The sequence below is a fragment of the Saliphagus sp. GCM10025334 genome (assembly GCF_042663485.1).
GTDB lineage: Archaea > Halobacteriota > Halobacteria > Halobacteriales > Natrialbaceae > Natronosalvus.
The window spans coordinates 685,547-698,765 of sequence record NZ_JBHTAF010000003.1 but is presented as its reverse complement, the minus strand read 5'-3'; the positions used below and the strand labels follow the sequence as shown (position 1 = coordinate 698,765).

The window sequence follows — 13,219 nt, the reverse complement described above, 5'->3', positions numbered from 1 at the left end:
CTCCGTCGGCCCCGGCCTGGCGACGGAGTCGTCCCCGTCACGTCTGATTCGGTGACGCCGCCCGCTTCCGCCACACGCGAGCGAGCGGTTCTTTATCCTCCGGCGACTACGGTTGCCCGTGCCAACGAGCGTCCTCGAGGTGATCCCCCCGGCGGTTCTGTGGGGGCTCGTCCTCGGCGGGATTTTCACCGGGGTCGCCGCGACGCTCTTCGTCGTCGGCGAGCGACTGTTCCCGAGTCGCGTCGCCACCAGCGAGAACACGTACTCGAGCGAGCGACGACGCCGCGGCGAGATTCGGACGTATCTGCAGGCGATCGACGAACGCTACCTCGAGGAGTGGGAACTCGAGGACGCAGCGGAGACGGTGGCGTTCTATTTGCCCGACCGTGACGTCGCCGTCACCTTCGACGCGGAGGCGTTCGTTCGACTCCAGGCGCACACCGACACGCACCTCATCCTGGCCGAACACGAGATGCCTGGCGTCCACCTGGCTGATCGACTCCCGTTCGAGGTGCCGTCCCTCGAGCACGAGCGCGAGTACGGGACGATGACCGTTGAGGACCGCCTGAAGCGGGCCTACGAGGCCCTCGGCGTCTCGACGACGGCGGACGCGGAGGCGATCCGCGAGGCCTACCGCGAGCGAGTCAAGGCCGTCCACCCCGACCACGGTGGTGACGAAGAATCGTTCCAGCAAGTACAGGAGGCGTACGCGACAGTGCGAGAACACGCCGATTAGCGTCCGGCTCCGGTTTCGGTTTCGGCGCCACTGACGACTTTCATCACCCCTCGAGCACTTCGTAGGTCACGTCGCCGTCTCTGAGCACGTCGGTGACGCGGCCCACGGCGTCGGTGGTGGCGACCACGGCGGTGTCGAGGCCGTGTTCGGCCGCGTCGGCGGCGACGGCCCCGACGGCGAATGTGGTCGCCGGTTCGACATCGGCCTCATGGAGGGCGACGATGGCCTCGACCCCCGTCGCCAGTACCAGATCAGCGTCGCCACAGCCGTCCGCGATGGCCTCGAGGTTCGCCGACTGGCTGCCGCCCGCGCGGACCGGCGGGACCTGCCAGACCGTCACAGAACCGGGCTCGAGGTCGATGACGCCCTCGAAACTCGTGACGCCGACGTCCGATCCGGCTGCGGCGTCAGTGGTGGCGACGCCGGTAGCGGGACCGGCGTCGCCGGGGGCCGCGTGGAGGAGGCCATCTTCGACGGTGAGCGAGACGGGGTCGCCAGCCTCGAGGTCGGCACTCGCGATGGCGGCGTCCTCGCCCATGGCGCCGAGGACGTCCTCGGTGACGTGGTCGGCGAATCGGCGGACGTCGCCGGCGGCCTGGAAGACCCAGTCGACGCCCTCGTTCGTGACGCGGTAGCGAGAGCGTCCCTCTTTCTCGACGAAGCCGTCCTCGACGAGGTCGCGGATGTACTCGCTGACGGCCTGGCTGGTGACGCCGACCTCCGCGGCGATCTCGCCTTGGCTGACAGCCGGTTGCCGTTCGGCGATCTCGACGAGGATTCGAAACCGCGTCGCGGCGCGTTTGTTGTCGAGAACGTCGACCATGTGCTTGCGTTCTCACGACACGGTCAAAAATGGCGCGGTCCCACGAGCCGTTTCGACTGACTGGCCTGGAATCCAGGCACCGCGGTTGTGTCCGAGCGGCACACAGCGTCAGGTTGATAGCGCTCGAGTCCGTCAATTCGCGTGACAATGTCCTCCCCGCCCGTAACGGTCCTGCCAGCGGCCGTGGGATCGTTCAGCGCCACCGACGCGCTGGCGTGGATCGCGATCGGCGCCTTCGTTCTCGCACTGGCCCTCCAGTGGCGGGCCCACGAGGACGCCGCCCGCTACCTGGCCGCCGGCGCCTGGGTCGTCTTCGGCGTCTTCTGGCTGACGATGGTCCCGTACTACTACGGCGAGGCCCGGAGCCCGATCCAGACCATGTTGAGCCTCGCCGCCCTCCCGCTGTGTACGTACACGGGGTATCTCCTCTATCGGGGCCGAAAGTCCCTGCTCGTGCTCACGAAGGCGGTCGCCTTCATGGGGATCATCTACCTCCCCGTCGAGACAATTCCGTTCGCCAGGACCTGGCTCATCGAGACGACGGCTGCCCAGACCCACTACGGCATGGAACTGCTCGGCCACAGCCCGGGCCTCAACGAGGGTGCGAACGGCTACAAGAGTCGCTTCGACTTCGATCCCGACGAGACGGTAACGGGGCGAACGACCTACATCGTCCTCGCGTGTACCGGCATCGGCAGTATGGCGATCTTCGGCGGGTTGATCGCCGCCGTGAAGGGGTCACTCCGGCGAAAGGCCACCGCGTTTGCGCTCGCCATCGGCGTCATCTGGTTCCTGAACCTGATCCGGAACGTCTTCATCGGTCTCGCCTCGCCCTTCGGCTGGTTTCAGTACGACCCGCTGATCTACATTACGACGACGTACATGGGATCGCCCGCCGACCGGACGTCGTTCCTCGTCGCCCACAACTTCGTCGCCCAGTCGCTGTCGATCGTCGCTCTCGTCGGAATCACGTACCTCGTGATCCGCATCCTTCCGGAGGTCATGGAACCGCTCGAGGAGGCGCTATTCGTACTCACCGGGACCGAGTACGACCTCGCCGGCGCCCTCGGCAACCCTGACCCTGTGGACGACCAGCTCACGCCCTCGAGCGACGATTGAGGCGATGGCCGGCACTTTTTCCGACTCCGCTCGAGTGGACGCCCCCGTCGAGTTCCTCGAGCGTGCCGTCTTCGTCCCGGGAGCTAACGCGCTCGTCCTCTCGGACCTCCACGTCGGTAAGGCGGCGGCTTCCCGGGTCGAGGCACCGATCGACGACGGCGGCGACGTGATCGATCGCCTCGAGCGCCTGCTCGGTCGCGTCGACGCCGAAACGGTGGTCGTCGCCGGCGACCTCTTGCACTCGTTTTCGGCTGTGCCTCGTGGGGCCGACTGGACCGTCACCTGCCTCGAGCGAGTCGTTGCCGAGGCCGGTGGCGAACTGGTGGTCACCCCCGGAAATCACGACAAAATGCTCGAGGCGGTCTACGACGGACGCGCTCCCGACGCCTGCGTGCTGGCCGACGGCAAGACGCTGGTATGCCATGGGCACGAACGGCCGGATCTCGAGCGAGTGGATGCGGAAATCGAGACGGAATCCGAGAACCGCAAGGACTCGAGCCTCGAGCGAGTCGTCGTCGGCCACGACCACCCGGCGCTCTCGGTCGGCGGACGGAAGCTTCCCTGTTTTCTCTACGCACGCGACGCCTGGCGCGGACTCGACGTCTTGATGCTCCCGGCGTTCACCCGGAGCGCGTCGGGAGTGACGATCAACCGGACTCGAGGAATCGACCTGCAGTCGCCCGTGATTCGCTCGCTCGACCCGTTCCACCCGGTGATTCGCGACGAGGGCGCCGACGAAACGCGCTGGTTTCCGCCGCTCGAGACGTGTCGGCACCTGCTGTAGCGAGTCGACAGGTGTTCTACGTTCAAGACTCGACGTCCATCAGCTCTCGAGCGGTCGGCGGATCCGTTGTGATGGCCACCGCGTCGGCCTCGAGGATTAATCCGCCGCCGTGACTTGCGGTCTCGAGCGTGCAGGTAACCTCGTCGTCTCCAGTATCGACCTCCATCACGGTGACGGTCGAAGCCGGTCGAGTCGATCGCTGCGTGGCCACTGCGAGTCTCGACCGGTGCAGCGAGAAACGCTCGCCACGTCGCCATCGAGATCGTCTCGAACCAGTCACGGAGCACGGTGTAATGAGGTTCCGAGTCAACCCGATTTCCTCGAGCACACCGGGCATCTCGTTCAGCAAATCACACGTCACGCGGTAGGATTTACCCAACTCGATCCGCAGCACATGGAGCGTCAGCATCGCCCACTCGGCGAACCCGCCACCGCGGACGGGGTCGGCAGGGGCATCCGGATTAGCGACAACGTGTTTGCCTTTGGTGACCGACTTCCGGGTGAAGCGGCGGATTTCAGCACTCACAACACTCTGCCGCTTCGCTTTCTACGGAGATAACCCAGTCGTCACCTTCCAGTCTAGCGGTCCGACAGAGCACTCTATTCATCACGGAACACCTATTGGTTTCTGAGGATTTTAATAAACCCCATCAGTCGCAACCGGATGACCAGAATGGCTGGTTCCGACCGACTACCTGCGACGAAGAGGCAGTGACGTTCAACGCCTCTAAAAAGAATCCACGTCGATGCGACGGGCCGATCAGATCCGCGGCTCGAGCAACTCGTCTTCGTCCTCTATCTGTCGGTTGTGCAGCGCCCGTCCGCTCGAGCGATCGAACAGGTGGATCGCCGACTCCGGAAGCCGCGCCGCGTACTGCTCGCCGTCGCGCACAAGGCGCATCCCCTCGGTGATCGCGTTGATCGACAGGTCGGTCCCCGCGAACGTCGCCAGCAGGTTGTTCTCGTTGCCCATCGGCTCGACGACGTCGACCTCGACCGGGAAGTCGTGAACGCTGCCGCCCGACTCGAGCAACTCGACGTCTTCCGGGCGAATTCCGAGGACGAGGTCGGTCGCGTCGCCGAGGTCTTCACGGACCGACGAGGAGAGTGGGTACTCGAGGGAGGTCCCCTCCAGCAGGAGCCGATCCTCCTCGAGCGTCACGTCGAAGAAGTTCATCGCCGGCTCCCCGATGAAGCCCGCCACGAAGCGGTTTTTCGGGCGATGGTAGCACTCGAGGGGTGTCGCGACCTGCTGGAGTTTCCCATCGTCGAGGATGGCGATCCGATCGCCCATCGTCATCGCCTCGGTCTGGTCGTGAGTGACGTAGACGGTCGTCACGTCCAGGTCGTTCTGCAGGCGCTGGAGTTCCATGCGCATCCCCGACCGAAGTTTGGCGTCGAGGTTCGAGAGCGGTTCGTCCATCAGGAAGACGGCGGGATCGCGAACGATCGCTCGGCCCAGCGCGACGCGCTGTTGCTGCCCGCCGGAGAGTTCCCCCGGTTTGCGATCGAGCAACTCGGCGATTTCGAGCAGTTCCGCGGTCTCCTCGACGGCGGCGTTCATCGCCGCCTTGTCGAGGTCGGTGGACTCCTCGAGGCCGAAGCGCATGTTCTCCTTGACGGTCATGTGCGGGTACAGCGCGTAGCTCTGGAACACCATCGCGATGTCTCGCTGCTGGGCCGGGACGTCGTTGATCCGTTCGCCGTCGATCGAAATCGCGCCGTCGGAGACGGTCTCGAGGCCGGCGATCATCCGAAGCGTGGTGGATTTTCCGCATCCCGATGGGCCGACGAGGACGAGGAACTCGCCGTCGTCGATGTCGATCGAGACGTCGTCGACCGCGACGATCACGTCGTCGCCGTCGTCGAAGCGTTTCGTTACGGTGTCGAGTGTGAGGTTGGCCATTGGTGGTGTGGTAGGCTAGGTGTGCCAGGTATGGTCGGTTACGATGCCCCCGTGATTCCCTGCGCGAACTGGCGGCCGAAGATCACGTAGACGAGGATCGTCGGCAACGCGGCGATGAATGCGCCGGCCATCTGGATGTTGTACTCCTGGGCCAGCGATCCCTGCAGTTCGTTTAGCGATTGCGTGACGACGTAGTTCGAACGCGCGGTGATGAGCACGAGCGCGAACAGCAGGTCGTTCCAGATCTGGGTGAACTGGTAGATCAGCGTCACCGCGAACATCGGCAGTGACAGCGGGAAGACGATCCGCTTGTAGATACTGAAAGCGTTCGCCCCGTCGATCTTCGCCGCCTCGATCATCTCGTCGTCCATCCCCTTGTAGTAGGATCGAAACAGGATGGTACAGATCGGAATCCCGTAAGCGGTGTGGGTGATCGTCAGTTCGATCAGGTCTGCTCGCTCGGCGAGGAAGGGCGCGAACGAGAGCAAGTCGGCGAGGCCGACCATGGACCAGAACTGGCGGAGCGGCACCAGCACGGATTGGTAGGGGAGGAAGACGCCCGCGAGGAAGATCACGAGGACGCCGACCTGGCCGCGCCAGGAGAGTTTCGTCAGGCCGTACGCCGCGAGGCTGCCGAACAGTGCCGACAGAACCGTCGCCGGAACGACGAACGTGACGCTGTTGAGGAGCCCGCCCTGCAATCGGCCGAACGCCTCCTGCCACGGCGCGAGGGTGAACCACTCGGGCGTCGGCGGAATCAGCGGCGTCGTCTGGACGAACCCGGCGTCGGTCTTGAACGCGGTCGTCACCCCGCCCCACAGCGGCGAGAGGTAGAACGCGATCAAGCCGACCAGGACCACGTAGAGCGCGATCCGCTGGGTGTCGAGTTCTTCGAGCGTCCGTGCGAGCGATCCGTCGGCCGAATCGGCGTCAGCGTGTGCCATCAGAGATCACCTCGTCTGTACTGCAGGTACAGGTACGGCCCGACGACGGCGAGCGCCAGCAAGAAGAGCACGGTCGCGACCGCGGCCCCGTACGCCCACTGGCTCCGGGAGAAAGCTACCCGGAACATCATGACCGCGAGGATGTCCGCCGATCGGCCCGGGTTGTTCCCGAACATGACGAAGATGAAGTCGAACGCCTTCAGCGCGAATACCATCAACACGACCGCCGCGGACGTCGTCGCCGCGCTCAACTGAGGGACGATGACGCGCCAGTACATGCGGAACGTGCTCGCCCCGTCGACTTTCGCCGCCTCGTAGTGAGCGTCCGGTATCGCCCGAAGCCCGGCCAGGTAGACGACCATCGCGTAGCCGCTGAACTGCCAGGTCAGCGCGAAGATGATCGCCGCGAGCCTGGTGTCCGGGTTACCGATCCAGTTTCTCGTGAGGAAGTCGAGTCCGAGTCCCCGGAGGACGACGTTGATCGTCCCCGTGGTCGGGTTGTACATCCACGCCCAGAAGATGGCCGTCACGACGAACGACAGCGCCATCGGCAGCAGGTAAATCGTCCGGAACGTGTTCTCGAAGCGGACGTTCTGGTCGACGAGTATCGCCAGGACGAGTCCGATCGCGAGTGACACGCCCGTAAACGCGACCAGCAGGACGATCGTGTTCCGGAACGCCGCCACGAACGACGGATCGTCCGGCATCTGGCGGTACATATCGAGCGACAGGTTCGTGTAATCGGGGCCCAACAGACCGCTCCAGTCGGTCAGTGAGATGAGCAGGTTCCAGCTGATCGCACCGTACACGAACAGCCCCATCAGTAGCGCCGGCGGGAGCCAGAACGGAATCGCCTGGACCGCCTCGCTGTGACGGAGTCGGGTCCAGCGACTGGTGCGCCCGCTTGTGCTTGCACTCGCACTCGCGCTCGAGGCACCGCCGTCGGTCCGGACGGGTCGGTCATCGGTTCGGTTCTCGTCGGAACCCGCCGCTCGACGACGCCCGCGGGAAAGACGGGTCAGTGTTCGTCGTATGTCAAAATCCATAACACGTGGGTTCTGAGTTCCCTCAGAAGATGTTGATGAGTTCCTGGGTGGTCTCGTCCGGGTCCCAGTTGTCGGTGAAGACCGCGAACGCCTCTTGAACCTCGCTCGCCTGGGCCGGCTGGAGCCCGCTCCCGTGAGCGATCGACGTGATCTGTTCGTCGGAATCCTCGAAGTCGGACATCTGGTCCTGCAGGAACGGCGGGAACTCGTCGGTCGGCACGTCGGTTCGCGGCGGGATCGACCCCTTCGCCGGGTTGAACCGCTCCTGGGCGTCGACCGTCGAACAGTACTCGATCCACGCTTCGGTCGCGTCCGGCGTGGGGTTGTTCGTCGGCATGACGAACGAGTCCATCACGAGCGTGTAGACGCCTTCGGTGCCGGGGAAGGCGGCGTAGTCCCATCCCTCGCCGTACTCGAAGTCCTCGGCGGTCTGGTACTCGCCGGCCGCCCAGTCGCCGTTGTGGTGGAACGCGGCGTCGCCGGTGATCACGGCGTTGTTGGCCTCGTCCCAGGAGACCGTGGAGGCGTCCTCGTTGAAGTACTCGCTGTAGTCAGCGACCAGCGACAGCGACTCGTTGATCTCGCTCTCGAGGTCGGCCGCATTACCGTCGAGGAACTGCTGGAACGTGTCGACGCCGTGCTGGCCGGTGAAGACGACCTCCCACAGCTGGAGGGTGCCCCACGGCTCCGCAGTCTGCTGGGCCATGCCAACGTAGCCCGCGCCGTCGACCGTCTCGAACGCCTCGAGCAGCCCCTCGGGGCCGTCGATGCTCTCGACGTCGACGCCGGCGTCGTCGAGCACCTCGACGTTGTAGAAGATGTTGTTCAGTCGATGAATGTTGATCGGGACCGAGACGACGTCGCCGTCGATGGTGGCCGCCTCCACGACGCTGTCGAGGTAGGCGTCCTGGGCGCCGTCCTCGTAGAAGTCGCCGACCGGCTCGAGCGCGTCGGCGTCCGTGTAGGTCCGGAGCGCCTCGCCCGGCCAGATCTGGAACGTTCCTGGCGGCTCCTCGTCGATCACGCGCGTCTGGATCGCAGCGTCGATCGACGAACCGGCGCCACCGGGTGCCGGGTTGGGGCCGGCAGTGAAGTCCGTGTTCTCCTCGTATCCGTCCACGAGCGCGTTGAACGCCTCCTCCTCGCCACCCGCGGTCCACCAGTGGACGATCTCGAGGTCGCCGTCGCCGCCTCCGTCTCCGTCCCCGTTGCCAGTGGCGTTCCCGTTTCCATTACCCTCCTCGTCGTCCGCACAACCGGCGAGGGCAGCGGTACCGATCGCCCCAGTCGTCACCAGATACCGTCGACGGGTAACTCCGTTCTGGTTTCCCATATCGACTGAAAATGGGTTCGTCATTATAATAAATGTGTGCATATTTCACTCGGTAACGAGTTTATTTCGAGACAGGTGGCTCGAGTCGGGTACGCGGCCCGAATCGTCTCGTGGCAACCCCGGTCTCGCAAGAGGTAAACCTCGGCGAACTCGACTCACGGGTATGGACGACGCCCTCGCGTATCCGCTCCGGGGCGACTACGCCGAGACGTCCCTGATCGCCGCCTGGCTCTGCGTCCTCGTCCACGTGCTGGTCGTCCCCGTTCTCCCGCTGGTGGCGCTCCTCGGGTACGTCGTTTCGGTGCTCGTCCTCGGTGCCGAACGCGACCCGCCGCCGTTTCTCGAGCGCACCGTTCTTCGCCAGTCGCTGGGCGCCGCCGGAATTGCGATCGCTTACGGGACGGTTCCCCTCGTCATCGCGCTCTCGACGGTTCGATTGCTCACCGAGTCAGGCGAGGTGCCGACCGGTGGGGGGACGTTCGCCGTCCTCGTGGGCTCGACGACGGTGCTCCTCGTGCTCGGTATCGCCGCCTACCTCCTGCCGATTGCCCTCGCGAACTACGGACGGGCCGGATCGATCCGCGCCGCGTTCGCGGATATCGTCTCGGTCGCCGGTCACGGAGCGTACTTCGTCGGCTGGGCCTCGGGAATCACGCTCTTGCTCGTCGGACTCGCGCTCTCGAGCGCGCTGGTCTCCCGCGGCGGGATCGCCCTCGTCGTCGGCACCCTGATCGGCGCCTACGCGGTGCTCGTCTCGAGCCGGCGGATCGGCCGCGGCTACGCTGCGGGTCGACGGTAGTCGAGGGCCTAACTGGTACCGAACGCCGGTGGCTCAGCCTCGAGCGCCCGCATCGCGAGCCAGCAGTTCGTCAGCGGGTGGTAGCCCGGTTCGACCGCAGGTCCGTGGTTCGGACCATCGCGCTCGTGGGCGCGCGTGAGTCGGGCATACCAGTTGCCGTACTTCGGATTGATCAGGTGCTCGCGCGAGTACGCCCAGAGCCGATCGTACCACTCGGCGTACGCGTCGTCGAACCGGCTCAGCAACGCGCTCGCGCCGATAGCCTCCGTGTGCACCCAGCCGTACTTGTCCGCGACGATCGGCTCGCCGTCGTCCTCGACCGTGTAGTAGAGCCCACCGTGCTCGTCGTCCCAGCCGAGATCAACCGCGGCGTCGAACAGATCTCTGGCGCGCTCGGGGAGCCAGCCCTCCGATCGATGTTCGGCGAGCAGCGCGAGTAACTTCGCCCACTCGGCGTGGTGCCCTGGCTGGTAGCCGGGGGGCCGGAACTGGTGGGTCGGCTGGTCCTCGTTATACGCGAGGTCCGGTTCCCACTCTTCCGTGTAGTGCTCCCAGAGCAGGCCGTCGGTCGCACTCGTCACCTCCCTGGTGAACCGATCGGCGACGGTGTACGCCCGCTCGAGGTACCGCTCTTCGTCGGTGGCCTCGTAGGCCGCGAGCAGCGCTTCACAGGCGTGCATGTTCGCGTTCTGGCCGCGGTAGGGCGACAGCGAGTCCCAGGCGGGCGTCGCTCGGTCAGCGTACAACCCGTGCTCGGGCTCGTAGAACCGCTCCTCGAGCACGTCGAGCGCGCGCTCGAGTTCCGCTCGGCCGCCGGGGATGCCGGCTTGGTGAGCCCGCGCCCCGGCGAGCAGGACGAACGCGTGTCCGTAACAGTAGCGAGTGCGGTCGGTCGGTTCGCGTCCGTCGAGCATCCAGTCGTATCCCCCGTGCTCGTCGTCCCAGTGGACCGTTGACAGAAACTGGAGGCCGTGTTCGGCGGCGTAGCGACACCAGTCGGGTCCGTCCTCGAGGACGCCGAGACTGAAGTTGTGGACGCCGCGAGCCGTGGCGACGAGGTGTCTCGTCCGCGCGTCGTAGACGTAGCCGTCCCGCTCGTCGACCTGAGCGGCGTAGCCGCCCACCGCGGTGTCGATCATCGCGGGGTAGTAGAACTGCAAGACGTCCCGGAACTGGTGGAACAGGCCGGCTCGAGTGCGATAGATATTCATAGCGATGCCTACCGGGTACGGCGACATAGTGATTCGGTCCAACGACTTATTCTCGAACGACCATCGTCTCGGCCATCATATCCCCGAGACGCTGGTTGTCTTCTGACGAGACAATGAGGAGGAGAGCAACGATGACCGCCAAAAGCGTCCCTGAGCCGAGGAGCTTCGTGATATTCCGTATGACGGCATCCCCAGTTGAACACTGCTCGCCGTGCCGATTGACCACTCGCAGACCGAGAACCATCTTTCCGCCCGTTGCACCCCACCTGGCTTCGGTTCCCACATAGTACACGGCACTTCCGACTATCCCGACGAACCCTCCCAACGCTTCAGCCGATTCCGGGGATTTGGGTTGGAGGAGGAATATCAGTGGGAGTAAGACTGCAAGGAGAAGCACGAATGTGATGATACCATCGAGGAGCAACGCAAGACCGCGCTCGAGAACCCCAGCATAATTATGGCGTTTTCGATTCATGGGTGAATGTCAAAATAGTTCTGTAAATACCTGTTGTATTTCCTGGAGATGTTTGGATGAGGATTGAGAGGAGAGGCAGAGCGTTCTCTGCGTGCCTGTGTCGGAAACGCTAGTCTCACCGAATCGATAGTCATCTCGAGGTGGCTTTTGAGGAACGAGAAGCGACACCAGAGTTACTGATGGAACTCGGTATTCAACTCCATCTCGCCAGATTCTCGCATTTGAATACGATCACTATATATTCTAACCGTATCCGTGCCCCTCCCTCTCGTCGCCGCATCCGCTGGTTTTTTGCGCCTCCTCGGCGGCGATTCGCGTATGGAATTCGGCGTGCTGTCGACGGCCGGAATCGCCCAGAAGGCACTGCTACCGGCGATCGACTCGAGTGAGCACCGCGTCGGCGCCATCGCCTCCCGTGACGCCGGGCAGGCCGAGTCGGTTGCCGAGGAGTACGGCATCCCGCGGTCGTACGGCTCGTACGACGACCTGCTCGCCGATCCGGAGCTGGACGCGGTCTACGTCCCTCTGCCCAACGCGCTCCACGGCGAGTGGACGAAACGGGCCGCCGACGCGGGGCTCCACGTCCTGTGTGAGAAACCGCTCGCCGTCGACGCCGACGAAGCGCGCGAGGTCGTCGCCCACTGCGACGACCAGGGCGTCGTCCTGATGGAGGCGTTCATGTACCGCTACCACCCGCGAACCGAGCGGGCGATCGAACTCGCGCGGGAGGCGCTCGAGGATGTGCGCTCGGTCACCGCGTCGTTCACCTTCTCCCTGCGCGGCGACCCCGACGACGTCCGGCTGAATCCGGAGCTCGCCGGCGGGTCGCTCATGGACGTCGGCTGTTACCCAGTCTCCGCCGTCCGGCAGTTCCTCGGCGAACCCGACCGCGTTTACGCTCACGCTCACGCTCACGACTCGCGAGAGACGGGCATCGACACCGCTTTCACCGGCGTTCTCGAGTACGACGATGGCTCGACGGCTCGAATCGCGTCCGGGTTCGACACGCCGAAACACCAGCGCTACCGCGTCGAGGCGGAAAACGGCTGGCTCGAGGTCGACGACGCCTTCGACGTGCCCGACGGCGTACTCGAACTCGAGTACGAGATCGACGGCGAGCACAGCGTCGAGACGTTCGATCCCGTCGATCAATACCGGCTCGAGGTCGAGCACTTCGCCCGGTGTGTCGAGACGGGGACCCGGCCGCGAACCGACGGCGACGAAGCGGTCGCGAACATGCTCGTGATCGACGCGCTGTACGAGAGCGCTGAGCGCGGAGAGCCGGTGTCCGTGGAGTGAGTCAGGGACTGAGAAACGAAAACCGACGACAGGTCTGCCTCGAAACACCCCTGAAAGGAACACCGGATCGAAGCAAAACGTCAGTCAGACCGCGTACCCTTCGTTTCGCAGCGCGAGCTCGACCGCTTCGTTGAACTCCTTTCGCAGCTCGTCTGCGAACCCCTCGATCCGTTTGTCGGATTTGGCCTGCTCGAGGCGGCGTTCGTCACCGCCCTCATCGACGTCGACGAGGCGGTACGATTGGGTGAATTTTCGGCTGTCGTTCCCATACGCGGTCACGGTCACGAGTTGCTCGTCCGACCGTCCGCCGTCCCGATCCGCCGTGCGGGGTTCCCCAACGTTTACTCGTTCGAAATCGGTGAGGTTCGTGGAGAGACTGCCGATCGCGAGTTTCTGTTCGAGCGATTCGCGATCCCATTCGCGTCGCTCGTCCGTCTCTCGATCCGTCCCGATGACCGTCTCCGGTCCGATCGTATCTACCGTCCATTTTCTAAGGGAGTCGGATGCGAGTTCTTCTTCCGTTCGCGAGCGGGCGTCTCCTTCCTGAATCACGTCGCCCTCCTCGACGCGGATGTAGCGCGGATTCGCGGCTGGTACGTCGATAAAAACCTCGCCGGATTCCGTGCTAACCAGTGCTTCCACTCCCTCGATGGTACGCGATGCCAGATTTCGTTCGCTGACGTTAGACATGGTTTATGGTCACACACGTAATTGGCTTCAGATCTATCTAAGACTGCCGCCAAA

The 13,219-nt window shown here is 64.5% G+C and carries 14 protein-coding genes and 2 pseudogenes; 6 read left to right on the top strand and 10 right to left on the bottom strand.

Annotated elements, in window-relative coordinates; all coding sequences use genetic code 11:
* Nucleotides 1–118: 118 nt before the first annotated feature.
* Complete coding sequence (locus ACFQO4_RS15715; protein WP_500261804.1) at nucleotides 119–736, top strand: J domain-containing protein; 618 nt, start codon at nucleotides 119–121, stop codon at nucleotides 734–736.
* Nucleotides 737–779: 43 nt separating this feature from the next.
* On the opposite strand, the gene ACFQO4_RS15710 is transcribed toward ACFQO4_RS15715, so the two are convergent.
* The gene (locus ACFQO4_RS15710; RefSeq protein WP_500261803.1) at nucleotides 780–1,559 is read right to left on the bottom strand and encodes a DUF7839 domain-containing protein; all 780 of its coding nucleotides are present in this window, start codon (nucleotides 1,557–1,559) and stop codon (nucleotides 780–782) included.
* A gap of 147 nt (nucleotides 1,560–1,706) precedes the next feature.
* Here ACFQO4_RS15710 and artA point away from each other — a divergent pair, with 147 nt between their 5' ends.
* Both artA and ACFQO4_RS15700 read left to right on the top strand, forming a co-directional pair.
* On the top strand, nucleotides 1,707–2,678 hold the full coding sequence (gene artA / locus ACFQO4_RS15705; RefSeq protein ID WP_500261802.1) for an archaeosortase A: 972 nt from the start codon (nucleotides 1,707–1,709) through the stop codon (nucleotides 2,676–2,678).
* 4 nt (nucleotides 2,679–2,682) lie between these two features.
* Nucleotides 2,683–3,462 carry a metallophosphoesterase gene (locus tag ACFQO4_RS15700; protein ID WP_500261801.1) on the top strand — a complete coding sequence of 260 codons (780 nt, stop codon included), beginning with the start codon at nucleotides 2,683–2,685 and terminating at the stop codon, nucleotides 3,460–3,462.
* Nucleotides 3,463–3,484: 22 nt separating this feature from the next.
* Here ACFQO4_RS15700 and ACFQO4_RS15695 read toward each other — a convergent pair whose 3' ends face one another.
* The 6 genes and pseudogenes from ACFQO4_RS15695 to ACFQO4_RS15670 all read right to left on the bottom strand — a co-directional run bounded on the left by ACFQO4_RS15695 (nucleotide 3,485) and on the right by ACFQO4_RS15670 (nucleotide 8,691).
* The gene (locus tag ACFQO4_RS15695; protein WP_500261851.1) at nucleotides 3,485–3,673 is read right to left on the bottom strand and encodes a hypothetical protein; all 189 of its coding nucleotides are present in this window, start codon (nucleotides 3,671–3,673) and stop codon (nucleotides 3,485–3,487) included.
* Nucleotides 3,597–3,988: pseudogene (locus ACFQO4_RS15690) on the bottom strand (IS5/IS1182 family transposase); the annotation flags it as partial. The gene ACFQO4_RS15695 and the pseudogene ACFQO4_RS15690, both read right to left, overlap by 77 nt.
* 234 nt (nucleotides 3,989–4,222) lie before the next feature.
* Nucleotides 4,223–5,368, bottom strand: a complete 1,146-nt coding sequence (locus ACFQO4_RS15685) for an ABC transporter ATP-binding protein (RefSeq protein WP_500261800.1) — start codon at nucleotides 5,366–5,368, stop codon at nucleotides 4,223–4,225.
* A gap of 38 nt (nucleotides 5,369–5,406) precedes the next feature.
* The gene (locus ACFQO4_RS15680) at nucleotides 5,407–6,312 is read right to left on the bottom strand and encodes a carbohydrate ABC transporter permease (RefSeq protein ID WP_500261799.1); all 906 of its coding nucleotides are present in this window, start codon (nucleotides 6,310–6,312) and stop codon (nucleotides 5,407–5,409) included.
* Nucleotides 6,312–7,358: a carbohydrate ABC transporter permease gene (locus tag ACFQO4_RS15675; protein ID WP_500261798.1), complete on the bottom strand. Its 1,047-nt coding sequence runs from the start codon at nucleotides 7,356–7,358 to the stop codon at nucleotides 6,312–6,314. Before ACFQO4_RS15675 ends, ACFQO4_RS15680 begins: the two co-directional genes overlap by 1 nt.
* A gap of 22 nt (nucleotides 7,359–7,380) precedes the next feature.
* Nucleotides 7,381–8,691, bottom strand: a complete 1,311-nt coding sequence (locus tag ACFQO4_RS15670) for an ABC transporter substrate-binding protein (protein WP_500261797.1) — start codon at nucleotides 8,689–8,691, stop codon at nucleotides 7,381–7,383.
* A gap of 163 nt (nucleotides 8,692–8,854) precedes the next feature.
* On the opposite strand from ACFQO4_RS15670, the gene ACFQO4_RS15665 reads away from it, so the two are divergent.
* Nucleotides 8,855–9,490 (top strand): DUF4013 domain-containing protein, encoded by a 636-nt coding sequence (locus ACFQO4_RS15665; protein WP_500261796.1) that lies wholly within the window; start codon nucleotides 8,855–8,857, stop codon nucleotides 9,488–9,490.
* An 8-nt stretch (nucleotides 9,491–9,498) separates the two neighbouring features.
* Here the strand turns inward: ACFQO4_RS15665 and ACFQO4_RS15660 are convergent, their stop codons facing one another.
* Together ACFQO4_RS15660 and ACFQO4_RS15655 are read right to left on the bottom strand one after the other, a co-directional pair.
* Nucleotides 9,499–10,701, bottom strand: a complete 1,203-nt coding sequence (locus ACFQO4_RS15660; RefSeq protein WP_500261795.1) for an AGE family epimerase/isomerase — start codon at nucleotides 10,699–10,701, stop codon at nucleotides 9,499–9,501.
* Between the two features lie 46 nt (nucleotides 10,702–10,747).
* Nucleotides 10,748–11,176: an RDD family protein gene (locus ACFQO4_RS15655; protein ID WP_500261794.1), complete on the bottom strand. Its 429-nt coding sequence runs from the start codon at nucleotides 11,174–11,176 to the stop codon at nucleotides 10,748–10,750.
* Nucleotides 11,177–11,298: 122 nt separating this feature from the next.
* Here ACFQO4_RS15655 and ACFQO4_RS15650 point away from each other — a divergent pair.
* Nucleotides 11,299–11,415, top strand: a pseudogene (locus ACFQO4_RS15650) (IS6 family transposase); the annotation flags it as partial.
* A 79-nt stretch (nucleotides 11,416–11,494) separates the two neighbouring features.
* On the top strand, nucleotides 11,495–12,475 hold the full coding sequence (locus ACFQO4_RS15645; RefSeq protein ID WP_500261793.1) for a Gfo/Idh/MocA family protein: 981 nt from the start codon (nucleotides 11,495–11,497) through the stop codon (nucleotides 12,473–12,475).
* Nucleotides 12,476–12,559: 84 nt separating this feature from the next.
* On the opposite strand, the gene ACFQO4_RS15640 is transcribed toward ACFQO4_RS15645, so the two are convergent.
* Nucleotides 12,560–13,165 (bottom strand): hypothetical protein, encoded by a 606-nt coding sequence (locus ACFQO4_RS15640; RefSeq protein ID WP_500261792.1) that lies wholly within the window; start codon nucleotides 13,163–13,165, stop codon nucleotides 12,560–12,562.
* Between the last annotated feature and the right edge of the window lie 54 nt (nucleotides 13,166–13,219).